Annotated in this window: 21 protein-coding genes; 14 read left to right on the forward strand and 7 right to left on the reverse strand. The window is 73.4% G+C overall.

Annotation, left to right across the window (positions count from 1 at the left end; all coding sequences use genetic code 11):
* Positions 1 to 73: 73 nt before the first annotated feature.
* From DWV08_RS03580 to DWV08_RS03590, 3 genes are read right to left on the reverse strand one after another with little or no spacing between them, the layout of a single operon-like run.
* Positions 74 to 985 (reverse strand): DUF4097 family beta strand repeat-containing protein, encoded by a 912-nt coding sequence (locus DWV08_RS03580; RefSeq protein ID WP_127097495.1) that lies wholly within the window; start codon positions 983 to 985, stop codon positions 74 to 76.
* A complete protein-coding gene (locus DWV08_RS03585) occupies positions 982 to 1,635 on the reverse strand; it encodes a LuxR C-terminal-related transcriptional regulator (RefSeq protein ID WP_115412554.1) in 654 nt (217 codons plus the stop codon). Before DWV08_RS03585 ends, DWV08_RS03580 begins: the two co-directional genes overlap by 4 nt.
* Positions 1,635 to 2,963 (reverse strand): sensor histidine kinase, encoded by a 1,329-nt coding sequence (locus tag DWV08_RS03590; RefSeq protein WP_115412555.1) that lies wholly within the window; start codon positions 2,961 to 2,963, stop codon positions 1,635 to 1,637. Before DWV08_RS03590 ends, DWV08_RS03585 begins: the two co-directional genes overlap by 1 nt.
* Before the next feature lie 149 nt (positions 2,964 to 3,112).
* Between DWV08_RS03590 and DWV08_RS03595 the strand changes: the two genes are divergently transcribed.
* The 4 genes from DWV08_RS03595 to rlmB all read left to right on the forward strand — a co-directional run bounded on the left by DWV08_RS03595 (position 3,113) and on the right by rlmB (position 7,302).
* On the forward strand, positions 3,113 to 4,258 hold the full coding sequence (locus DWV08_RS03595) for a LacI family DNA-binding transcriptional regulator (protein ID WP_162801489.1): 1,146 nt from the start codon (positions 3,113 to 3,115) through the stop codon (positions 4,256 to 4,258).
* Positions 4,259 to 4,308: 50 nt separating this feature from the next.
* A complete protein-coding gene (locus tag DWV08_RS03600) occupies positions 4,309 to 4,791 on the forward strand; it encodes a phage holin family protein (RefSeq protein ID WP_115412557.1) in 483 nt (160 codons plus the stop codon).
* Positions 4,792 to 4,873: 82 nt separating this feature from the next.
* Positions 4,874 to 6,319, forward strand: a complete 1,446-nt coding sequence (cysS, locus tag DWV08_RS03605; RefSeq protein ID WP_115412558.1) for a cysteine--tRNA ligase — start codon at positions 4,874 to 4,876, stop codon at positions 6,317 to 6,319.
* Between the two features lie 20 nt (positions 6,320 to 6,339).
* Positions 6,340 to 7,302, forward strand: coding sequence for a 23S rRNA (guanosine(2251)-2'-O)-methyltransferase RlmB (gene rlmB / locus DWV08_RS03610; RefSeq protein WP_115412559.1), 963 nt, complete (start codon positions 6,340 to 6,342; stop codon positions 7,300 to 7,302).
* Between the two features lie 52 nt (positions 7,303 to 7,354).
* On the opposite strand, the gene yczE is transcribed toward rlmB, so the two are convergent.
* The 3 genes from yczE to DWV08_RS03625 form a co-directional block, all read right to left on the reverse strand.
* The gene (gene yczE / locus DWV08_RS03615; RefSeq protein WP_115412560.1) at positions 7,355 to 8,086 is read right to left on the reverse strand and encodes a membrane protein YczE; all 732 of its coding nucleotides are present in this window, start codon (positions 8,084 to 8,086) and stop codon (positions 7,355 to 7,357) included.
* A 13-nt stretch (positions 8,087 to 8,099) separates the two neighbouring features.
* The gene (locus tag DWV08_RS03620) at positions 8,100 to 9,341 is read right to left on the reverse strand and encodes a DUF4032 domain-containing protein (RefSeq protein WP_115412561.1); all 1,242 of its coding nucleotides are present in this window, start codon (positions 9,339 to 9,341) and stop codon (positions 8,100 to 8,102) included.
* A 153-nt stretch (positions 9,342 to 9,494) separates the two neighbouring features.
* Complete coding sequence (locus tag DWV08_RS03625) at positions 9,495 to 10,580, reverse strand: ABC transporter ATP-binding protein (protein WP_115412562.1); 1,086 nt, start codon at positions 10,578 to 10,580, stop codon at positions 9,495 to 9,497.
* A gap of 253 nt (positions 10,581 to 10,833) precedes the next feature.
* Here DWV08_RS03625 and DWV08_RS03630 point away from each other — a divergent pair, with 253 nt between their 5' ends.
* The gene (locus tag DWV08_RS03630; protein WP_162801490.1) at positions 10,834 to 11,517 is read left to right on the forward strand and encodes a peptide deformylase; all 684 of its coding nucleotides are present in this window, start codon (positions 10,834 to 10,836) and stop codon (positions 11,515 to 11,517) included.
* Between the two features lie 97 nt (positions 11,518 to 11,614).
* Positions 11,615 to 12,355 carry a hypothetical protein gene (locus DWV08_RS03635; RefSeq protein WP_115412564.1) on the forward strand — a complete coding sequence of 247 codons (741 nt, stop codon included), beginning with the start codon at positions 11,615 to 11,617 and terminating at the stop codon, positions 12,353 to 12,355.
* A 159-nt stretch (positions 12,356 to 12,514) separates the two neighbouring features.
* Here the strand turns inward: DWV08_RS03635 and DWV08_RS03640 are convergent, their stop codons facing one another.
* The gene (locus DWV08_RS03640) at positions 12,515 to 13,027 is read right to left on the reverse strand and encodes an inorganic diphosphatase (protein WP_115412565.1); all 513 of its coding nucleotides are present in this window, start codon (positions 13,025 to 13,027) and stop codon (positions 12,515 to 12,517) included.
* A 68-nt stretch (positions 13,028 to 13,095) separates the two neighbouring features.
* Here DWV08_RS03640 and DWV08_RS03645 point away from each other — a divergent pair, with 68 nt between their 5' ends.
* From DWV08_RS03645 to DWV08_RS03680, 8 genes are read left to right on the forward strand one after another with little or no spacing between them, the layout of a single operon-like run.
* Positions 13,096 to 14,505: a D-alanyl-D-alanine carboxypeptidase gene (locus DWV08_RS03645; protein ID WP_115412566.1), complete on the forward strand. Its 1,410-nt coding sequence runs from the start codon at positions 13,096 to 13,098 to the stop codon at positions 14,503 to 14,505.
* A complete protein-coding gene (gene tilS, locus DWV08_RS03650; protein ID WP_115412567.1) occupies positions 14,505 to 15,599 on the forward strand; it encodes a tRNA lysidine(34) synthetase TilS in 1,095 nt (364 codons plus the stop codon). Before DWV08_RS03645 ends, tilS begins: the two co-directional genes overlap by 1 nt.
* Before the next feature lie 43 nt (positions 15,600 to 15,642).
* Entirely contained in the window at positions 15,643 to 16,197 is a 555-nt protein-coding gene (gene hpt / locus DWV08_RS03655; RefSeq protein WP_115414893.1) for a hypoxanthine phosphoribosyltransferase, read from the forward strand.
* Positions 16,198 to 16,201: 4 nt separating this feature from the next.
* Positions 16,202 to 18,394, forward strand: coding sequence for an ATP-dependent zinc metalloprotease FtsH (gene ftsH, locus DWV08_RS03660; RefSeq protein WP_241237449.1), 2,193 nt, complete (start codon positions 16,202 to 16,204; stop codon positions 18,392 to 18,394).
* A 1-nt stretch (position 18,395) separates the two neighbouring features.
* Positions 18,396 to 18,962 carry a GTP cyclohydrolase I FolE gene (folE, locus tag DWV08_RS03665; protein WP_115412568.1) on the forward strand — a complete coding sequence of 189 codons (567 nt, stop codon included), beginning with the start codon at positions 18,396 to 18,398 and terminating at the stop codon, positions 18,960 to 18,962.
* 5 nt (positions 18,963 to 18,967) lie between these two features.
* Entirely contained in the window at positions 18,968 to 19,825 is an 858-nt protein-coding gene (gene folP, locus DWV08_RS03670) for a dihydropteroate synthase (RefSeq protein WP_115412569.1), read from the forward strand.
* Positions 19,822 to 20,724: a 2-amino-4-hydroxy-6-hydroxymethyldihydropteridine diphosphokinase gene (gene folK, locus DWV08_RS03675; RefSeq protein ID WP_115412570.1), complete on the forward strand. Its 903-nt coding sequence runs from the start codon at positions 19,822 to 19,824 to the stop codon at positions 20,722 to 20,724. The genes folP and folK overlap by 4 nt, the downstream gene beginning before the upstream one ends.
* Positions 20,721 to 21,230: a DUF3180 domain-containing protein gene (locus tag DWV08_RS03680; RefSeq protein ID WP_115412571.1), complete on the forward strand. Its 510-nt coding sequence runs from the start codon at positions 20,721 to 20,723 to the stop codon at positions 21,228 to 21,230. Before folK ends, DWV08_RS03680 begins: the two co-directional genes overlap by 4 nt.
* The last annotated feature ends 45 nt before the right edge of the window (positions 21,231 to 21,275 follow it).

Below are 21,275 nucleotides of genomic sequence, written 5' to 3' on the forward strand. Positions count from 1 at the left end.
GGCGCCCGCGTCGTCCGGGGCCGGATCCGGGGCCTGTGCTGGTGCCGGTGACGGGGTCGGGGGCGGCGTCCGGTCAGCGGGTCACGCTGACGTCGCCCAGCTCGGTGGTCACCGTCAGCGTGCCGGGCTCCCCGGCCCCGTCGCGCAGCATCGGGTCGATCTGCGTCTCGCCCAGCTCGGAGAAGGCGTCCACCTGCCAGCGGGTGTCCCCCGGCGCCGCCACCGCCACGTCCCCGAACTCCGCGTCGATCACCACCTCCGCGGCGGCGTCCGGCGGGAGCTGCAGGCGCACGGAGCCCAGCGCGGCGTCCAGGCGCACCGTGGCCGGCGCGGGATCGTCGAGCTCGACCTCCACGTCGCCCACCTCTGCCGCGGCGGTGAGCTCGCCGGACGCCGTGAGCGGTCCCAGTCGCAGGTCCCCCACCTCGCTGCGGACGTCGACGGCGCTGAACGCCCCCTCCACACGCACGTCGCCGACCCCGGTGGCGACCTCCAGCGAGAGCTCCCGCCCCGCGGGGACCAGCAGCAGCACCTCCCGGTACCCACCCGTCCAGGGCACGCCCATGCCGAGATCGGGCTGCTCGACCGTCACCGAGGCGGCGCCGTCGCCGTCGCGGCGCACGATCCTCGCCCGCACCTGCTGGCCCGCGGCGGGGAGCGTCCGCTGGCCCGGGCGCACCAGGGCCAGCGTCACCTGCTGCACCTCCGGGGAGGGGAGCACGTGCACGGAGGCCTGGTCGGTGGAGACGCTCAGCGCCTTCGGGTCGCCGAGCTCCGTCACCGCGGGGATCTCGGTGAAGCTCCGGCCGGAGAGCCAGGTCGCGGTGGTGCTCGCGCCCATGGCCAGCACCAGCAGCGTCACCGTCACCCCGCCGATCAGGGTGATCAGCACCCGCCAGGGACGATCCCGGCCGGGGGAGGGGTGCAGTCGCTGGCCCGGCTCGACCAGCGGAGCGGGGCGCGCCGACGGTGTCTCCATCGTCATCGCTCCTCGGACTCCAGGTACCGCAGCACGGCCATCACGCGCCGGTTCTCGCCGTCCACCGGAGGCAGGTCCAGCTTCGTCAGCAGGGAGGAGATGTGCTTCTCGACGCTGCCCGCGGAGACGAACAGGGCGTCGGCGATGGCCTGGTTGGAGCGGCCCTGGGCCATCAGGGAGAGCACCTCCCGCTCGCGCGGGGTGAGCGCCTCCAGGGTGCGGCGCCGGCGCGAGCGCACGAAGATCTGCTGCACCACCTCCGGATCCAGCCAGGTGCCGCCGGCGCCGACGTCCGCCACGACGCCCAGGAAGTCCTCGACGTCGGCTACCCTGTCCTTGAGCACGTAGCCGAGGCCGTGCGGGGAATCCGCGATCAGATCGGAGGCGTAGCGCTCCTCGACGTACTGCGACAGCACCAGCAGGGCGACCTCCGGATCCTGGCGGCGGATCAGCATGGCCGCGCGCACGCCCTCGTCGGTGAAGGTGGGCGGCATGCGCACGTCCACCAGCGCGAGATCGGGGCGGTGCCGGCTCACGGCGGCGAGCAGCGCGGAGGCATCGCCGACGGCGGCGACCACCTCGTGGCCCGCCTCGGTGAGCAGGTGCTCGAGGCCGGCGCGCAGCAGCACGGCGTCGTCGGCGATCACGATCCTCATCAGCGGGTCTCCTGGGGGGTGCGAGGGAGGGCGGGGCGCGGGTGCAGTGCGGTGCCGCGCAGGGGGAGGGTGGCTTCGAGGACGGTGCCGACGTCGGGCGGGCTGGCCACCGTGAGCACGCCGCCGGTGGCCCGCACGCGGTCCGTGAGCCCGGCCAGCCCCGTGGAGGGGCCGTCGCGGTGCACCCGGGCGCCGCCGCGCCCGTCGTCCTCGACCCGCACGCGCAGCGCCTCCGGATCGCGGGTGACCGTCACCGCGGCCCGGGAGGCCCCGGCGTGCCGGGCCACGTTGGTGAGCGCCTCGGCGACCACGAAGTACGCCACCGCCTCGTGCTCGCGGTCCAGCGGGGGGAGGTCGCGATCCTGCGAGGAGCCCAGGGCGACCTCGAGGTCCACCGGGATGCGCGAGCGGGCCGCCAGGGCGGAGAGCGCCGCGTCCAGGCCCCGGTCGGTGAGCACGGCCGGATGGATGCCGCGGGCCAGCTGCCGCAGATCGGTCATCGCGGACTTCGCCTCCGCATGCGCCTCGGCCACCAGGCGCTCCGCGCGCTCGGGGTCGGTGCGGATGGTGCTCCGGGCCAGGCCCAGCGTCATCGCGAGGTTCACCAGGCGCGGCTGGACGCCGTCATGCAGGTCGCGCTCGATCCGCAGCCGCTCCTGCGCGGCGGCGTCGACAGCGCCCTGGCGGCGCTCGGCGAGCTCGGCGACCTGCTCGCGCAGCTCGTCCTCCGAGCCGGAGATCAGCCCGCGGGAGAGTCCGCGGTCCGCGAGGGCGCCCAGCACGAGCATGGCGGCGGAGAGCACCAGGCTCACCGCGGCGATCGCGGCCAGCCCGCCGCGGGAGACCGTGAGCGACCCCAGCTCGACCGGCCCGTGCGACAGCGCGAGGCCGGTGCTGGTCCACGAGACCCACAGCAGCGCCGCGAAGGCGAGGAAGAACAGCCCCGAGACCAGGATCGCGAGGTGATGGTGCAGCACCCCGCGCCAGAACGCGCCGGTGCCCAGCTCGAACCAGCGGTTCTGCAGCCACCCCGCGACGCCGTGCCGTCGCGAGCGGCGCCGTGCCGGCAGGATCACGCTCAGCCCGTGGATCGCGACGGCGCGCCGCCGCTCCACCCGCACCGCCAGCTGCATCGCCAGCAGCCAGGGGACCAGCAGCAGCAGGCCGCTGCCCAGTGCGGGCAGCGAGCTCAGGCCGATGCCGAACAGGGCCAGGCTGATCCAGAACCAGGTGCACAGCAGCAGGCCGCCCACCACCACCGAGGCGAGGGCGGCGGGGGCCAGCCGGGGCCCCGCGGGCGCCGTGCGCCGAGGTGAGGTGGTCTCCATACCCCGACAGTAGGCCGCGCGGCGGTGTCGCGCCCACCGTGTCGCCCCACGGCGCCGGGCGGGGGAAAACCCCCGCCCGGCGATGCGCCGTGTCGCACATCGAGGGCCATCGGCCCGGCCCGCCGCCCCGGATGCGGTTCAATGGGGGCATGAGCAGTGACGCCACTTCTTCGGACGAGACCATCGACGCCGGCGGCGAGACCGCGGGCGCCCAGGCCCCGGGCGGCGCCGCGCCCTCGGGCGGGCAGGACCGCGGCACCCTGCGGGACGTCGCGAACTCGCTGGGCATCTCCAGCGCCGTCGCGCTGCGCGCCCTGCGCGGCGCCGACGAGATCAAGCCGGTGATGGCGCGCCGCGTGCGCGAGGCGGCCGAGCGCCTCCACTTCCCGCTCGAGGAGCTCAGCGATGCCACGGAGCACCGCGGCGTGGTCGCGGTGCTGGTCAACACGATGCGCAACACCTGGATCTCGGATCTGGTGCGCGCGATCCGCATCGAGCTGGCGGCCACCGGCCGCACCGCCGTGGTGGTCCCCACGCGGCGCCGCCTCCCCGAGTACCCGGTCGCCGCGGACATCGACGCGATCGAGGACCTGGTGCACCTGGGCGTGGACGGCTTCCTGATGGTCTCGGACCTCGCCGACATGGACCGGGTGCTGGAGGCGACCGGAAATCGCCCCTTCGTGGGCATCGGCTGCTCGCAGAGCTTCACCGGACGCTTCGACACCGTGCGCATCGACGACGAGGTGGGGCAGGGACTGCTGGTCGACCACCTGGTGAGCCTGGGGCATCGCGAGATCGCCCACGTCGGCGGCGTGGGCGCCGAGGTCGCACGGGAGCGTGCCGAGGCCTTCCGTGCGGCGATGGCGCGCCACGGCCTCTCCGAGCAGGCGCGGGTCGAGCCCGGCGACTTCACCGAGCAGGTGGGGCAGACCGCCGGGTCGATGCTGCTGCGCGGCAGCCGCGTGCCCACGGCCGTCACGTGCGCGAACGATGTCACCGCGGTGGGCGTGCTCGCCGCCGCCCGCGACGCCGGGTACTCGGTCCCCGAGCAGCTGGCCGTGGCTGGCTACGGCAACACCTCCCTGGCCGCCTCCGGCGTCTCGCAGCTCACCAGCGTGGATCCGAACTCGGACCGGCTGGGGGCGCTCGCCGCGCAGTTCCTCGTCGAGCGCGTCTCCGGCCACGAGGGGCCCACCCGCGACGTCGCCGTCGCGCCGTCGATCGTGGCCCGTCGCACCACCTCCGCGGGCCCGCGGCCCGAGACCGCCGCGCGCAAGCGGATCTCCGTGGACTGACCCACCCGCCCCGACCTGCGAGCACCCACCCCCTGCGATAGGCTCCGACCATGATCAACACCACGAACGACCCGAGCACGCCGCCCACCCAGCGGTCCATCGGTGAGCTCGTCCAGTCCATCCGCGACGAGCTCCTCGGTGTCGTCCACCACGAGATCGACATCGCGAAGAAGGAGATCACCGCCCTCGCGATCAAGGTCGGCATCATCGCCGCCTGCGCCGCGGTGCTGCTGTTCCTCCTGCTCTCCGCCTGGGTGATGCTGCTGTTCTCGGCGGCCACCGGCCTCGAGGCGCTGGGGCTGCCGTACTGGGCCTCGTTCCTCATCGTCGCCGGGGTGTTCGTCCTGCTCGGGGCGATCGCGGGCCTGATCGCGTTCCTGGTCTCCAAGAGGCTCGGCGCACCGGAGACCACGATCGAGACCGCCCAGTCCGCGGTCCAGGCCGTCCAGGGCAAGCGGCGCCGCAGCGCCGTCTCCTACGACGACACCTTCGAGGAGCTGTACGGCAAGCAGGTCAGCGCCCGCACCGAGTGACGCGCACCGGGGCCCGCGCACCGGGGACGCCGCGCGCGCGGCGCGTCCTCACCCGCGCCGACGGGCAAGTACGCTGGGGCACGTGACTCTGAACCTGCACGACACCGCCACCCGCCAGACCGCACCGCTGGGCCCGGTGCAGCCGGGGGCGGTGTCGCTGTACGTGTGCGGCCCCACCACGCAGGGCGCCCCGCACCTGGGCCATCTGCGCACCTTCCTCGCCTTCGACGTGCTGGTGCGCTGGTTGGAGCGCAGCGGGTACGAGGTCACCCACGTCCGCAACGTCACCGACATCGACGACAAGATCCTGGTGAAGTCGGCGGAGGCGGGCGCGCCGTGGTGGGCGTGGTCCCTGCGCTTCGAGCGCGAGTTCCAGGACACCCTGGACCGGATCGGCAACCGCCGCCCCACCTACGAGCCGCGCGCCACCGGGCACGTCACCGAGATGATCGCCCTCATGGAGCGGCTGATCGAGCGCGGCCACGCCTATCCGGACGGCGCCGGCTCGGTGTACTTCGACGTGGCCTCCCACGAGGGCTACGGCTCCCTGACCCGCCAGTCGCTCGAGGACATGCAGGACGCGGGCGAGGAGGCCGAGCCCGGCAAGCGCGACCGTCGCGACTTCGCGCTGTGGAAGGCCGCCAAGCCCACCGAGCCGGAGACCGCCTCCTGGGACACGCCCTTCGGTCGCGGCCGGCCGGGCTGGCACCTGGAGTGCTCCGCGATGAGCCGCAAGTACCTGGGGGAGACCTTCGACATCCATGCCGGGGGCCTGGATCTGCGGTTCCCGCACCACGAGAACGAGCAGGCGCAGTCCCACGCCGCGGGCTACGGCTTCGCGCGCCGCTGGATGCACTCCGGGGTGCTCACGGTGGACGGCCTGAAGATGGGCAAGAGCCTGGACAACTTCGTCACGGCCGCCCGCGCGCTCGCCGACCACCCCACCCCGGCGGTGCGCCTGGCGCTGGTGAGCGGCCACTACCGCGCCACCGTCGAGTACAACGCCACTGCGATGCGCGAGGCGGAGACCGTGTGGGAGCGACTGCGCGCCACGGCGGTGCGCGCGGCGGAGCGGGTGGGGGCGGATCCTCTCGCCGCGACGGAGGCGCCGCTGGCGGAGGTGGAGCTCCCGGCGGACTTCGTCGCCGCGATGGACGACGACCTCGCGGTGCCGGAGGCGCTCGCGGTGCTCCATCGCGAACAGGCGGCGCTGAACACGCTGCTGGGCGCGCGCGACGAGGCGGGGACCCACGCGATCGCCGCCTCGCTGGGGCGGCTGCGCGCGATGCTGGACGTGCTCGGTCTGGACCCGCTCGGCGCGCAGTGGCGCGGCGAGGGCGGGACCGCCACGGCAGAGCACGCCGCGCTGGACGCCCTGATCTCCGCCCAGCTGGCGGCGCGGGAGGCGGCACGTGCGGAGAAGGACTGGGCCCGTGCCGATGCGCTGCGCGATGCGCTGACCGCGGCGGGGATCCGTATCGAGGACGGCCGGGCCGGTGCCCGGTGGACCCTCGAGAACCGAGACTGAGCAGGACTGAGGAGACGTCGATGGCAGGCAACAGCTCGCGCCGCGGAGCGGTGCGCAAGGGCAAGAAGGGCGCGACCGTCGGCTCCGGCGGCGTGCGCCGCCGAGGGCTCGAGGGGAAGGGACCGACGCCGAAGGCGCAGGACCGTCCCGCCCACAAGGCGTTCACGGGATCCTCCTCGCAGTCCGGCGGGGCCCGCCGGGGCGGCGGGAAGGGAGCCCGCAAGGCGCCGGGCAGCGATCAGGTGGCCGGGCGCAACGCCGTGCTGGAGGCGCTGCGGGAAGAGGTGCCCGCCACCCAGCTGACGGTGATGATCCGGCTGGACACCGACGAGCGGGTGCGGGAGATCATGCGCCTCGCGGCCGCGCGCGGCCTCCCGGTGGCCGAGGCGTCCCGCACGGACCTGGACCGGATGACCGATCACGCCGTGCACCAGGGCGTCGCCCTGACCATCCCGCCGTACGAGTACGCGGACGTGCAGGACCTGCTGCGGATCGCCGAGGAGCGCTTCGAGCCGCCGCTGCTGATCGCGCTGGACGGCATCACCGACCCGCGGAACCTGGGCGCGATCCTGCGCTCGGCCGATGCGTTCGGCGCCCACGGCGTGATCCTGCCGGAGCGGCGCAGCGTGTCGATGACCGCGAGCGTGTGGAAGGTCGCCGCCGGGGCCGCGGGCCGTGTGCGCGTCGCCCAGGTCACCAATCTGAACCGGTCGCTCACCGCACTCAAGGCGGCGGGCGTGTTCGTGCTGGGGCTGGATGCCGACGGCGATGTCACCACGCGCGGGCTCGAGCTCGGCACGCAGCCGGCCGCGCTGGTGGTGGGCGCCGAGGGCAAGGGACTGTCGCGGCTGGCCCGGGAGATCAGCGACCAGGTGGTCTCGATCCCGATGAACGGGCCCGCGGAGTCGTTGAACGCCTCGGTGGCCGCGGCGATCGCCCTCTACGAGATCTCCGGGGTACGGGAGTCCCAGGGCCTGCGCTGAGCCGTGGGGGAGCCGGCCGGGGGCGCGGCGTCGGCCGGCTCCCGGCGGGTGCTCAGCGCCCCGAGGGGGCGTCCGGGAGCGTGGCGGGGTCGGCGCCGCCCGCAGGGTCCGGGAGCGGCCGGTCCCCGATCGAGCGCACGGGGTGGATCACGTGCGGCAGGGTCAGCTGGATGATCGGGCCCAGCCCGAGCGCGTAGACCACGGTGCCCACGCCGAGCGGCCCGCCGAGCGCCCAGCCGGTGAGCAGCACCAGCACCTCGAGCGCGATCCGCACCGGGCCGACGGGACGCGACAGCACGCTTCCCAGGCCGGTCATCAGACCGTCGCGGGGCCCGGCCCCGAGCTGAGCACCGATGTAGACGGCACCGCTGACCCCGTTGAGCACCACGGCCGCCAGCATCATCCCGACGGCGAGGGGCAGGCCGTCCGCCGCCGGGAGCACCAGCATGCCCAGGTCGATGCAGATCCCCACCCAGAGGGCGTTCGCGACGGTGCCGATCCCGATCCGTTCGCGCAGCGGGAGCCACGCCAGCAGCAGCAGGAAGCTCACGCCGATGCTCACCGACCCCACGGTGAGACCGAGCCGCTCCGCGAGCGCCGCGTGCAGCACGTCCCACGGCGCACCGCCCAGACCCGATTCGAGCAGCAGGGCCAGCGAGACGCCGAACCCGCTCAGACCGAGCATCATCTGTGCCAGTCGCAGCCCCAGCCGGTCCACCCGCAGCTGCGCGCGCAGCGGCAGATTGTCCAGGCGGGCCGGGGGTCGCCGTCGAGCACTGGCCATCTCGCGCGGGCCCTCAGCTCTCGAAGATCGGCAGCGCCGAGGTCTCGGTGGTCACCAGCGACTTCTCGTCCGGGCGGTGGATCAGCACCGTGAGGATGTAGTCCCGCACGGTGTCGTCGAGGCTCACGTCCCGCCCGGCCTGCTCGGACAGGAACCACTTGTGCTCGAGGATCTCGTGGAAGAACTCGGGCGGCTCGAGCTTGGAGCGCATCGAGCGCGGCACGGCCCGCACCACGGGCTCGTACTGACGCTGCAGCCACTCGTGGGCCACGAACTCCTCGTCCTCCATCTGCTGCTCGGTGTCCGCCCGGTACTGGTCGAGGTCGTTGAGCAGCCGGCGCGCCTGGTTCTCCTGCGCGTCGATGCCGGTGAGGCGCATCAGGCGCCGGGCATGGTGGCCGGCGTCCACCACCTTCGGCATGATCGACAGGGTGGTGCCGTCGAGGTCCGTGGTGATCTCGAGCTCGCCCACGTCGAACCCCAGGGCGTTGAGCTTCTCGATCCGGGCCGAGACCCGCCAGCGCTCCTGCGCGGAGAAGCGCTCGCGGGAGGTGAGCGCGCGCCACAGCTCCTGGTAGCGGGAGACGAGGTCGTCGCCCACCTCCACCGGATCGGCCTCGGGGTCGAAGAGATCGCCGGCCTGCAGATCCATCAGCTCGCCGATGATGTTGGTGCGGGCGAGGTCGAGGTCGTACTGGCGCTGCCCGTCGGAGAGCTGTTCGTGCAGGGAGCCGGTCTCCACGTCCACCAGGTAGGCGGCGAAGGCTCCCGCATCACGGCGGAACAGCGTGTTCGACAGCGACACGTCCCCCCAGTAGAAGCCGTCCAGGTGCAGGCGCACCAGCAGCACCGCGAGCGCGTCGAGCAGCCGATGGGCGGTGTCCCGCCGGGCCACCTGGCTGAACACCGCGCGGTAGGGCAGGGAGAACTGCAGGTGGCGGGTGATGAGCACGGCGTCGAGCTCCTCCCCGGCGGGGGTGGTGCGCCCGGAGACGACGGCGAAGGGCTCCACGCAGGGCACGTCCATCCGCCCCAGCACCCGCAGCATCTCGTACTCCCGCTGGGCCAGGTTGCGGGAGATCTCCTTGAGGGCCAGGACCCGCCCCGAGACGCGCACGAAGCGCACCACGTGGCGGGAGATGCCGCGGGGGAGGGCCGCGAGGATCTCGTCGGGCCACTGCTCGAGCGGCGTCTCCCACGGCAGGTCCAGCAGGGCCGGATCCGCGCGGGAGGCGGTGATCTCCAAGGGTGACATGACGCCATTGTCTCCTGTGAGGGACGGCTTCGCCCAGCCGGGCCGGGAATTCACGTCATCTCGACGCGAAGGGCACCGCTCGTGCACCTCCCCGGCGCACGGCGACGGGCGCCCGGCCACAGCCGGACGCCCGTCGCGCGGAACCTCGGGGGATCAGTCGCCCAGGCGCTGCCCCGTCTTGGTGTCGAACAGGTGAGCGTGCTCCGGGGCGGGGCGGAAGTGCACCGTCTCACCCTTCTGCGGAGGACGACGGGCGTCGACACGCGCGATGAACGGCTTGGCCGTCTCGTCGCCGCCGGCACGGCGGCCGTAGATGAAGGCGTCCGCGCCGAGCTCCTCGACGAGGTCGATCTCCACGGCGAGCCCCTGGCCGTCGGTGGCGATCTCCAGGTCCTCGGGGCGCACACCCACGGTGACCGTCTTCTGATCGGTCTCCGAGAGGGTGGAGCGGTCCACCGGCACCACGGCCCCGCCGAACTCGACGCCGCGGTCGGTCAGCGGCGCCTCGAACAGGTTCATCGCCGGGGAGCCGATGAAGCCCGCGACGAAGACGTTGTTCGGGTGGTCGTACATGCGACGCGGGGAGTCGATCTGCTGGAGCACGCCGCGATCGAGCACCGCGACGCGGTCGCCCATCGTCATGGCCTCGGTCTGATCGTGCGTCACGTACACGGTGGTGACGCCCAGACGGCGCTGCAGGGAGGCGATCTGGGTACGGGTGGAGACGCGCAGCTTCGCATCGAGGTTCGAGAGCGGCTCGTCCATGAGGAACACCTGCGGGGAGCGGACGATCGCACGGCCCATCGCCACACGCTGGCGCTGACCGCCGGAGAGCGCCTTCGGCTTGCGGTCGAGGTACTCGGTGAGGTCCAGGATCGCGGCGGCGTCCTCGACCCGCTTGCGGATCTCGGCCTTCGGGGTGCCGGCGATCTTCAGGGCGAAGCCCATGTTGTCGGCCACCGTCATGTGCGGGTACAGCGCGTAGTTCTGGAACACCATCGCGATGTCGCGGTCCTTCGGCGGGACGTCGGTGACGTCGCGGTCGCCGATGAGGATGCGGCCCGCGTCGATCTCCTCGAGGCCGGCGAGCATGCGCAGGGAGGTCGACTTGCCGCAGCCCGAGGGGCCCACCAGCACGAGGAACTCGCCGTCGCCGATCTCGATGTTGAGGTTGTCGACGGCCGGGCGCTCCTGGCCCGGGTAGACGCGCGAGGCGTTGTCGAACGTCACTGTTGCCATGATGATTCTCCTTCACCGGCAGGTACGTGCCGGACGGTCCGTTGTGAAGTGATGTGTGGCCGGGTCGAGGTCGTTCTCTTCCGAATTGCTCATCCGAGGTGCGTCGTCGCACCGGCTCCCGGGAGTGTAGCCCATCTCTCACAGGGAGGACGACGCGGGCCACGCCCGTCTCGACGTGCGGGACTCTCGCGCACGGGCGCCTGCGGGAAGGTGAGCCCGCGGGAAGGGGACAGGACTGCGGGATACTGGCGCGGTGGACATCAGCGACCTGACCCGGAAGATCCTCGACCGCCGTGAGGGGGAGGGGAGCCCGCTGCGGATCGTGCAGGCCGGGCACCCGGCCCTGCGCCGCCGTGCAGTGCGGGCGGCCGAACGGCTCCCCGCCGAGCTCCTGCGCGAGCTCGTCGACGCCATGGCCGTGACGATGCGGCGGGCGCCCGGGGTGGGGCTGGCGGCCCCGCAGGTGGGCCTGCCGCTGAGCCTCTACGTGGTCGAGGACTCCTTCGCGAGCGAGCCGGGCGAGGACCCGGACGACGACCTGCTCGAGCGCCGCCCGCTACCGCTGCGCGCGCTGCTCGACCCGGTGCTCGAGCCGCTCGGCGACCAGCGCGTGTACGCCTTCGAGGGGTGCCTGTCCGTGGACGGCTGGCAGTCGATCGTGCCGCGCTCGCGCCGGGTGCGGCTGCGCGCCGCGGAGCTGCTGGACGACGGCACCCTGCGCGAGGTGGACGAGGAGCACGGGGGCTGGACCGCCCGCATCCTGCAGCACGAGACCGACCACCTGGCCGGGACCCTCTGCCACGACGTGGCCGTGCCCCGCTCCTTCATCGACGCCTCCTATGCGCCGCACTACACCGACCTCGGCGAGGCGGTGCGCCGGCTGGGGCTGAGCGGCGAGATCGCCGAGCTCGGTCCCGGCGAGGTGATGACCCGCTGACCCCGCCGGGGCGCCGGGCCCCTGCGGGCCTCGGTCCCGACCCCGCCGGACGCGGTAGCGTGACCCCTGTTCACGACCCCACAGAACGGAGCACACGGTGGCCCAGAGCGACCCCACCACCCCGCCGCGAGGAGAGCACGCCCCGCACGAGGACCTCAGCGCCGGGGAGCAGATCGACGAGCGCTGGCTGTCGGTCGTCGACGGCGCCCTGAAGGCGCAGGCGCCGCTGGCCCGCAGCTACGTCACCCGGCTGCGCGCGGCGCATCCCGAGGAGACCGAGCGCCAGCTGCTCCAGCGCGTCACCTCGCGCTTCGTCGCCGTGACCATGGTGACGGGGGCCGGCATCGGCGGCGTGGCCGCGCTGCCCGGACTCGGCACCGCGGCCGCGCTGGGTCTCACCGTGGGCGAGGGCGTGACCTTCGCGGAGGCCTGCGCCTTCCTCACCCTGTCCGCGGCGGAGATCCACGGCGTGGACATGGCCGATCGCAGCACCCGCCGCCTCGTGCTGATGGCGGTGCTCAGCGGCGAGCGGGGCACGGAGATCATCGCCAAGGCGATGGGCACGCACGGCCTGCAGTGGAACGCGGTGCTCGGGGGCGGCGGAGGCTTCCTGCCCGGGCTGATCAGCAAGCAGGTCTCCCGCTACGTGCGGCGGCGCGTTGTCTCCCGGACGGGGAAGCTCTGGTTCGCCCGCCTGCTGCCCTTCGGGATCGGCGCGGTGATCGGCGCCGTGGGCGCCCGCGTGGTCGCGCGCTCGGTGGTCGAGGCGATGGAGGAGATCTTCTCCCACCGCACCGTGCTCGAGGGCGCCCCGCGTGGCGGCGCGCTCGAGGGCTGAGCGCGCCCGCTCCCCACGAGAGACCAGGAGGGCCGGCCCCGCGGGGCCGGCCCTCCTGGTCTCTCGTCCGAGAGGAGGTCCCGGCGCAGGGGCCTCCCGGAGGAGGCCCGGCGCGGAGGACCCGGGGGTGAGGCGGGCCCGCGGTGCGGGCCCGGCGGCTCACACCTCCTGGGTGAACTCGTTGGCGTGCTCGGTGCCGGCGGCGCGCTGGTAGGAGCGACGGATCTCCGCCTCCGCATCGCTGCGGCCCTCCCAGTGGGCGCCCTCGACGCTCTTGCCGGGCTCGAGGTCCTTGTAGACCTCGAAGAAGTGCTGGATCTCGAGCCGGTGGAACTCGGAGACGTCGGTGAGCTCCTGGCGGCGCACCTGGCGCCGATCGCCGACGGGCACGGCCACGATCTTGTCGTCGCCGCCGGCCTCGTCGCGCATGCGGAACATGCCCAGGGCGCGGCAGCGGATCAGGCAGCCGGGGAAGGTGGGCTCCTCGAGCAGCACCAGGCAGTCCAGCGGGTCGCCGTCCTCGCCCAGCGTCCCCTCGATGAAGCCGTAGTCATCCGGGTAGCGGGTGGCGGTGAACAGCATCCGGTCCAGCCGGATGCGCCCGTTGTGGTGGTCCACCTCGTACTTGTTGCGATTTCCGCGAGGGATCTCGATGGTCACGTCGAATTCCACGACAGCCGCTCCATTGCTCCGGCCCCGTAGGCCACTTGTACAGACCGGGACACCATATCGTGGGGACCATGAGGGGGAGAGCACTCGAGAGGATCTGGCGCATCACCGCGATCGTGATGTGCGCGGCGGTGCCGGTGAGCTTCTATGCCCTGGGCGATCTCACCGACGCCTTCCCGGGGGTGCTCACGCTCCGCACCGAGGAGCCTGCCCTCACCTTCGGGCCGCGCGCCTCCGCCGAGGACTGGGGCCGCCCGGAGAACGAGGAGCTGCTGCCCGCCTCCGGTGCGGTCGGCACCCCCGTCGATCCCGCTGACCTCGACGAACGGATGTCCGCGCTCGCGGAGCTCCCGGTGGTGGACGGAGGCCTAGCCTTCAGCGTGGTGGAGGCCGGCACCGGGACCACGCTCGCCTCCCGGGAGGCGGCCACCGCCCTGGTGCCCGCCTCCACGCTGAAGCTCCTCACCGCCGCCGCGGTGCTGCGGGAGTACGAGGGCGACGAGGTGCTCACCACCCGGGCGGTGGTGCAGGACGGCGTGATCACCCTGGTGGGCGGGGGTGACATGACTCTCAGCGAGGAGGACCTCCGCGCCCTCGCGGAGGACGCCGCCGCGCTCGCCGTCTCGCAGGGCGCCGAGGAGGTGTCGCTCGTGCTCGACGACGGCCTCCTCGTGGGCGGCCCCAACCCGGCGTGGGGCGACAACGGCACCGCCGGCGGGTGGGTGACCCCCACCGCCTCTCTCGCGCTGGACGAGGGCTGGCTCGACGGCGAGCAGTACGGACCGAAGTCCACCGATCCCGCCGGGGACGCCGCCGAGCGCTTCGCCGCCCTGCTCCGTGAGGCCGGCCTCACGGTGACCGGGGGGATCGAGGAGGGAGAGGCCCCCGTCGGCGCGCCCGCGGCGGAGGTCCGCTCCGCCCCGCTGGCCGAGCTGGTGCGGCACACCCTGCTGATCTCCGACAACACCACCGCCGAGCTGCTCGCGCACCTGGTGGCGCTCTCCCGCGGCGAGGAGACCACGCCCGCCGGCGCGGCCGCCGCCGTGGAGGCGGAGGTGAGGGAGCTGGCGGCCGCCGCCGGCATGCCCGAGTCGACGCTCGCGCAGCTCGAGATCCGCGACGGCTCGGGACTGTCGCGGCAGAACCGGGTGCCGTCCGCGCTGCTCGCCGCGGTGCTGGCGGAGGCGGCCTCCGGCACGCTGCCCGCCCTGGAGCAGATCCTGTTCGACATCCCCGTCGCCGGACTCTCCGGCACCCTCGCCGACCGCTTCGACGCCGACGGCGCCGAGGACGCCGCCGGCCTCGTGCGCGGCAAGACCGGCTACCTGGGCGGCGCGGCCACCCTCGCGGGCGTCGCCGTGCTGCCCGACGGGCGCACCGTCGGCTACTCGATCGCCGTGCACGGCTTCGACGGGGCCGACGCCCCCGCGGCCCGCGCCGCGGTGGACCGGGTCGCGGCCGAGATCGTGCAGGAGGACTGATGGCCGGCCCGCCGCCCGTCGTCGCCCGCGCTCGCACCGCCGTGCGGGTCGCCCTCGCCTCCCGCCTGGAGGACCTCGCCGATGCGACCGCCGTGGGCGACCTCGCCCCGCGCCTGGTGGTGGGGGTCAGCGGGGGAGCGGACTCCCTCGCCCTGCTGGCCACGACCGTGTGGGTGGGCGCACGGATGGGCCTGGGGACCGAAGCCGCGATCGTCGACCACGGCCTGCAGGAGGGGTCGGACAGGATCGCCGACCGCGCCCGGCTGCAGGCCGAACGACTCGGCGCCGAGGCGCAGGTGCTGCGGGTGACGGTGGACGAGGGCGCCCCGGGAGGGCTCGAGAACGCCGCCCGCGCCGCCCGGCACGAGGCGCTCGAGACGCTGCGCGCCGAGCGGGGCGCGCTCGCCGTGCTGCTCGGTCACACCCTCGACGACCAGGCCGAACAGGTGCTGATGGGCCTCGCGCGCGGAGCCGGCCCCCGAGCCCTCGCAGGGATCCCGCGCGCCCGCGGGGCGGTGCTGCGCCCCTTCCTGGGCAGCGGGCGGGACGAGACCACCGCGCTGCGGCGCGCGGACACCGAGGAGATCTGCCTCCTGCACGACCTCGACTGGTGGCAGGACCCGATGAATGCCGACGAGACGATGCTCCGCTCCCGGGTGCGCCACCGCGCCCTGCCGCTGCTGCGGGAGATCCTCGGCGCGCAGATCGACGAGAACCTCGCCCGCACCGCGGACCTCGTCGGCCCCGACGTCGACCACCTCGACGCCGAGGCGCGCGAGCTGCTCGAGGCGCTGCGGCGCGAGGGCGGGGAGCTGCGCGAGGAGCGCGACGTGCTGCTGCTGGACGTGCACGCCCTGGCGCGTGCGGCCGCCCCGCTGCGCACCCGCATCCTGCGGGACGCGACGCGTTCCGCTGAGCGCGCAATCCGCCCCGACGGCGGCGCAGGAGCCACGAAGTCCCTGCTTCGACGCCAGGTGCTCGCCGTGGACGCCCTGGTGGTCTCATGGCACGGTCAGGCAGCCGTGCAGGTTCCGGGTAGGATCGAGGTCGCTCGCCGCGACGGCCTGTTGGTGTGGCGCCGCATCGATTCGTGACCCGCGGCTCGCGCACCCACCACGTTCCATGGAGGAGATCCGCGTGCCCCAGACGCACCCCCACCCCGATGTCGACCGCGTGCTGCTGGACGAGCAGCAGATCAGCGACCGGCTCGCAGAGATCGGCGCGCAGATCGCCGCGGACTACGCGGACGAGCCGCCGATCCTCGTGGGCGTCCTCAAGGGCGCCGTGATGGTGATGGCGGATCTCGCGCGTCAGATCGACCTCTCCGTCGAGATGGACTGGATGGCCGTCTCTTCCTACGGCTCCGGCACGAAGTCCTCCGGGGTGGTGCGGATCCTCAAGGACCTCTCCGGGGACATCACCGGCCGGAACGTGCTGATCGTCGAGGACATCATCGACTCGGGGCTCACCCTGAAGTGGCTGCTGTCGAACCTGCGCTCGCGCGGCCCCAAGAGCGTGGAGATCGCGACCCTGCTGCGCAAGCCGGAGGCCGCGCGGGTGGAGATCGACGTGAAGTACGTCGGCTTCGACATCCCCAACGAGTTCGTCATCGGCTACGGCCTCGACTTCGCCGAGAACTATCGCAACCTTCCCTACGTGGGCGTGCTCGAGCGCTCCGTGTACGAGGACTGATCACGTGGCAGATTCCGCCAAGAGCTCCAGCGGCAAGAAGCGCCGCCCCTTCACCAGCATCGCGCTGTGGATCGTCGTCGCCCTGCTGCTGGGCATGGCGATGTTCTCCCTGTTCGGCCGCGACGGCTACCAGCAGATCGACACCGAGCAGGGCCTCGAGCTGCTGCAGGGCGACACCGTCGAGCAGGCCAAGATCATCGGCGGCAACCAGCAGCGGGTGGACCTGGTGCTGTCCGAGGACTTCACCGACGGCGACGAGAACAAGGGCACCCAGGTGCGCTTCTCCTACGTCGACGCGCGTGCGGAGTCCATCGTCCAGGCGGTCGAGGAGGCCGCCCCGGCGGATGGCTACACCGACGAGATCGCCAGCAGCTCCTGGTGGTCCACGCTGCTGCTGTCCTTCCTCCCGCTGCTGATCTTCATCGGCCTGTTCTGGTTCCTCATCATGAACGCCCAGGGCGGCGGCCGGGCGATGCAGTTCGGCAAGTCGAAGGCCAAGCTGTTCAACAAGGAGTCCCCGGACGTCACCTTCGCGGACGTCGCCGGCGCCGAGGAGGCCGTCGAGGAACTCGACGAGATCAAGCAGTTCCTCGTGGACCCGGCCCGCTACCAGGCCGTGGGGGCGAAGATCCCCAAGGGCGTGCTGCTGTACGGCCCTCCCGGCACCGGCAAGACGCTGCTGGCCAAGGCCGTGGCGGGCGAGGCGAACGTGCCCTTCTACTCGATCTCCGGCTCGGACTTCGTGGAGATGTTCGTGGGCGTGGGCGCGAGCCGAGTGCGCGACCTGTTCAACACCGCGAAGGAGAACGCCCCGGCGATCATCTTCATCGACGAGATCGACGCCGTGGGCCGCCACCGCGGCGCCGGCATGGGCGGCGGGCACGACGAGCGCGAGCAGACCCTGAACCAGATGCTGGTGGAGATGGACGGCTTCGAGGAGAACCAGAACGTCATCCTCATCGCCGCCACCAACCGCGTGGACATCCTCGACCCGGCGCTGCTGCGCCCGGGCCGCTTCGACCGGCAGATCGGTGTGGAGGCCCCGGACCTCAAGGGCCGCCTGCACATCCTCAGCGTGCACGCCAAGGGCAAGCCCCTGGCGCACGACGTCGACCTCGAGGCGGTCGCCAAGCGCACCATCGGGATGAGCGGCGCGGACCTCGCCAACGTGCTCAACGAGGCGGCGCTGCTCACGGCACGCTCCGGCAACCAGATCATCGACAACCGCGCCCTGGACGAGGCGATCGACCGCGTCTCCATGGGCCCGCAGCGGTACTCGAAGGTGATGACGGAGCGCGAGCGCCAGATGACGGCCTACCACGAGGGCGGTCACGCCCTCGTCGCCGCGGCCATGAACAACTCCGCGCCGGTCACGAAGGTGACGATCCTGCCGCGCGGCCGAGCGGGCGGCTACACGATGGTGGTCCCCACCCAGGACCGCAACTACCAGTCCCGCAACGAGCTGCTGGACCGCCTCGCCTACGCGATGGGAGGCTACGCGGTGGAGGAGAGCATCTTCCACGACGTCACCACCGGTCCCAGCTCCGATCTGCAGAACGCCACCAAGATCGCCCGCACCATGGTGATGCAGCTGGGCATGAGCGGCACCGTGGGTCAGGTCGCCCTCTCCGGCGACCAGGACGAGGTGTTCGTGGGCATGCAGCAGGGCCAGGCGCCGCGCTTCGGCGCGGAGACCGCGAGCCTGGTGGACCAGGAGGTGCGGGCGCTGCTCGACACCGCGCTGGACGAGGCGTGGTCGGTGATCGTGGAGAACCGCCACGTGCTGGACCGCCTGGTCGAGGAGCTGCTGGAGAAGGAGACCCTGAACGAGCACGAGCTCGCCGAGGTGTTCCGGGACGTGAAGAAGCAGCCGCCGCGTGCGGTGTGGGTCTCCAGCGAGGAGCGTCCTTCGCTGGACGCCCCCTCCGTGGGCGGCACCACCACCGGCACCGGCACGGAGTCCCACGACGCCGGCGAGCCGCTGCAGCCGAACCCGCCGGAGCTGCCCCATCCGGGCGGCGACGGGCCGCAGATCCCGGGCGCCCCCCACGGCGGCGCTCCCGGGCAGGGCGGCGGTCCGGGGCAGGGCCCCGGGTACGGCTACGACGGCACCGGGCACGGCGGCACCGGGTACGGGTACGGCGGCACCGGCGTCGACGGCCCCGGAACCTCCGGCACCGAGTCGACGGAGCGCTGAGATGGCGGTCGACCAGCCCCGCATCGAGGCCGCCGTCCGGGAGATCCTCGCCGCGATCGGCGAGGACCCGGAGCGAGACGGCCTGCTGGAGACCCCGGGCCGCGTGGCACGGATGTACGGCGAGGTGTTCGAGGGCCTCGATCAGGACGCGCGCGAGCCGCTGGCGACCACGTTCGACATCGAGCACCAGGAGTTGGTGCTGGTGCGCGACATCGCGTTCTACTCGATGTGCGAGCACCATCTGCTGCCCTTCCACGGCACCGCGCACGTGGGATACATCCCCGGCGGCGGCACCGTCACGGGGCTGAGCAAGCTCGCCCGCCTGGTGAACGTCTACGCCCGCCGGCCCCAGGTGCAGGAGCGCCTCACCTTCCAGATCGCCGACGCGCTGATGGACGAGCTGAACGCCGCCGGCGCGATCGTCGTGATCGAGGCGGAGCACATGTGCATGTCGATGCGCGGGGTGCGGGCCGCGGGCGCGCGCACCGTCACCAGTGCGGTGCGGGGCATGCTGCGGGACAGCGCCTCCACCCGCGGCGAGGCCATGGCGCTGATCCACCGGAGGTGAGGGGAGTGGAGACGACCGCTCGACGGCCCGAGGGGCTGCCTGCCCGACTCGGCGGGGACGACACCCTGGTCATGGGCGTGCTCAACGTGACCCCGGACTCGTTCTCCGACGGCGGTGCGCACGCGGACGCCCCCGCCGCGCTCGCCCACGGTCGTCGACTGGTGGCCGAGGGCGCGGCGATCGTGGACGTGGGCGGCGAATCGACCCGTCCCGGGGCGCCCCGGGTGGACGAGGACGAGGAGCTGCGCCGCGTCATCCCGGTGGTCTCCGCCCTCGCCGCCGAGGACGTGGTGGTGAGCGTGGACACCATGCGCGCCTCCGTGGCGGCCGCGAGCGTCGAGGCCGGGGCGCTGATCGTCAACGACGTCTCCGCGGGCCGGGCGGACGTGGACATGGGCCGGGAGGCGGCCCTCCTGCGCACCCGGCTGGGCACCCCGCCGGTGTTCATCGCGATGCACTGGCGCGGCCACAGCGACGTCATGAACGAGCTGGCCGTCTACGAGGACGTGGCCCGGCAGAGCACCGAGGAGCTCGCCGCCCGGCTGGACGCGCTGCGCGAGGCAGGGGTGGAGGACGACTTCCTGGTGGCGGATCCGGGCCTGGGCTTCTCCAAGACGGGGGAGCAGAACTGGGAGCTGCTGGCGCACTGGGACGCGATCGCCTCCCACGGGCTGCCCGTGCTCATCGGCGCCTCCCGCAAGCGCTTCGTGAGCGCGCTGGGGGCGGACCGCGATCTCGCCACCGCCGCGATCAGCGCGTACAGCGCCGAGCACGGGGCCTGGGCGGTGCGCGTGCACGAGATCGCACCGAGCCTCGCGGCGGTGCGCGTGGGGGACCGGCTGCGACGGAGCGGGCGACGATGAACGCGCCGCGCACGGGCGAGCCGCTGGACCGCATCGAGCTCACCGGGATCCGCGCCTGGGGCCACCACGGCGTGCTCGCCGAGGAGACCGCGCTGGGCCAGGAGTTCGTCGCCGATGTCACCCTGCACCTGTCGACCGCCCCCGCCGGCACCGCCGACGCGCTCGCCCGCACCGTGAACTATGCGGAGGTCGCCCACGCCGTGCACGAGGAGCTGCGCGGCGGCCCCCACGCCCTGGTCGAGACCCTCGCCGAGCGGATCGCCGCCCGCGTGCTCGGCGGAACCGCGCACCCGCTGGCACGGCGGGTCGAGGTGTCGGTGCACAAGCCCGCCGCGCCCGTCGGCCTGCCCGTCGGCGGCGTCGCCGTGCACATCGCGCGGGACGCCGCACCGGTGAGCGCCGTGCTCGCCCTCGGCACCAACCTGGGTGACCGCGGCCAGCACCTGCTCGACGCGCTCGCCCTGCTCGAGGAGACCGACGGGATCGCGGTGGAGTGGACCTCGCCGGTGCTCGAGACCGCGCCCGTGGGCGGACCGGACGGTCAGGGCGCGTACCTCAACGCCGTGCTGGGGGTGCGCACCGTGCTGGGCCCGTTCGCGCTGCTGGAGGCGGCGCAGCGGGCGGAGCGCGCCGCGCACCGCGAGCGGCGGGTGCGCTGGGGACCGCGCACCCTCGACGTGGACGTGATCACCTACGGGGACTGGACCAGTGAGGATCCCGCGCTGACGGTGCCCCATCCCCGCGCCCACGAGCGCGCCTTCGTGCTCGCGCCCTGGCACGCGGCGCGCCCGGAGGCGGAGCTTCCCGGCGCCGGGACCGTCGCCGCGCTGCTGGCGGTCGCACCGGATCGGGACGGACTGCGCCCCGGGCCCGCCCTGAAGGGGTTCGGGGAGTCGTGAAGCCGCTGAACATCCCCGTGTTGCTGCTGATCCTTCTGCTCGGCGCGGGGTTCGGCGCCCAGATGCTGGAGGCGATGGCGGCGCGCGGCCACTCCCTGCCGATCGCGGGCTGGCTCACCACCGCCGTGCTGCTGGTGCTGAGCGCGGTGCTGCTGGCCTACGGCATCCCGCTGCGGCGGTACATGCTCGAGAGCGCCGAACGCCGGGAACGGCCCAGCTTCGCGCCGCGCCGGCACCAGATCGACCTGCCCACCGCCTACCGCACCGTGCTGCTCGCCCGCGCCTGCGCCTACACCGGCGCGGTGGTGGGCGGCATCTTCACCGGCCAGGCGCTGTTCCTCCTGCTCACCGGCACCGGTGACCCCTTGCGGGCGATCCTGCCCACCGGCGCGGCGGCCGCGGCGGGGATCACGCTGGGCGTGCTGGGCGTGATGGTGGAGCGCTGGGGACAGCTGCCGCCCGAGGACGGCGACGGCGAGGCGGAGGGCGCCGGCGCCGGTGGCTGAGCGCCCGGGGTGGGGGTGCTCGGAGGGGTCAGCGCGCTCGGAGGG

The organism is Brachybacterium saurashtrense (genome assembly GCF_003355475.1).
Classification (GTDB): Bacteria; Actinomycetota; Actinomycetes; order Actinomycetales; family Dermabacteraceae; genus Brachybacterium; species Brachybacterium saurashtrense.

Bases quoted from the DNA above. Each gene is read 5' to 3' on its own strand.
- DWV08_RS03620 (WP_115412561.1), bottom strand. From the start codon at position 9,341: ATGTCACCCTTGGAGATCACCGCCTCCCGCGCGGATCCGGCCCTGCTG.
- rlmB (WP_115412559.1), top strand. From the start codon at position 6,340: ATGGCAGGCAACAGCTCGCGCCGCGGAGCGGTGCGCAAGGGCAAGAAG.
- DWV08_RS03625 (WP_115412562.1), bottom strand. From the start codon at position 10,580: ATGGCAACAGTGACGTTCGACAACGCCTCGCGCGTCTACCCGGGCCAG.
- folE (WP_115412568.1), top strand. From the start codon at position 18,396: ATGGCGGTCGACCAGCCCCGCATCGAGGCCGCCGTCCGGGAGATCCTC.
- DWV08_RS03580 (WP_127097495.1), bottom strand. From the start codon at position 985: ATGACGATGGAGACACCGTCGGCGCGCCCCGCTCCGCTGGTCGAGCCG.
- yczE (WP_115412560.1), bottom strand. From the start codon at position 8,086: ATGGCCAGTGCTCGACGGCGACCCCCGGCCCGCCTGGACAATCTGCCG.
- DWV08_RS03595 (WP_162801489.1), top strand. From the start codon at position 3,113: ATGAGCAGTGACGCCACTTCTTCGGACGAGACCATCGACGCCGGCGGC.
- DWV08_RS03585 (WP_115412554.1), bottom strand. From the start codon at position 1,635: ATGAGGATCGTGATCGCCGACGACGCCGTGCTGCTGCGCGCCGGCCTC.
- folK (WP_115412570.1), top strand. From the start codon at position 19,822: ATGAACGCGCCGCGCACGGGCGAGCCGCTGGACCGCATCGAGCTCACC.
- DWV08_RS03645 (WP_115412566.1), top strand. From the start codon at position 13,096: ATGAGGGGGAGAGCACTCGAGAGGATCTGGCGCATCACCGCGATCGTG.
- tilS (WP_115412567.1), top strand. From the start codon at position 14,505: ATGGCCGGCCCGCCGCCCGTCGTCGCCCGCGCTCGCACCGCCGTGCGG.
- DWV08_RS03600 (WP_115412557.1), top strand. From the start codon at position 4,309: ATGATCAACACCACGAACGACCCGAGCACGCCGCCCACCCAGCGGTCC.
- DWV08_RS03590 (WP_115412555.1), bottom strand. From the start codon at position 2,963: ATGGAGACCACCTCACCTCGGCGCACGGCGCCCGCGGGGCCCCGGCTG.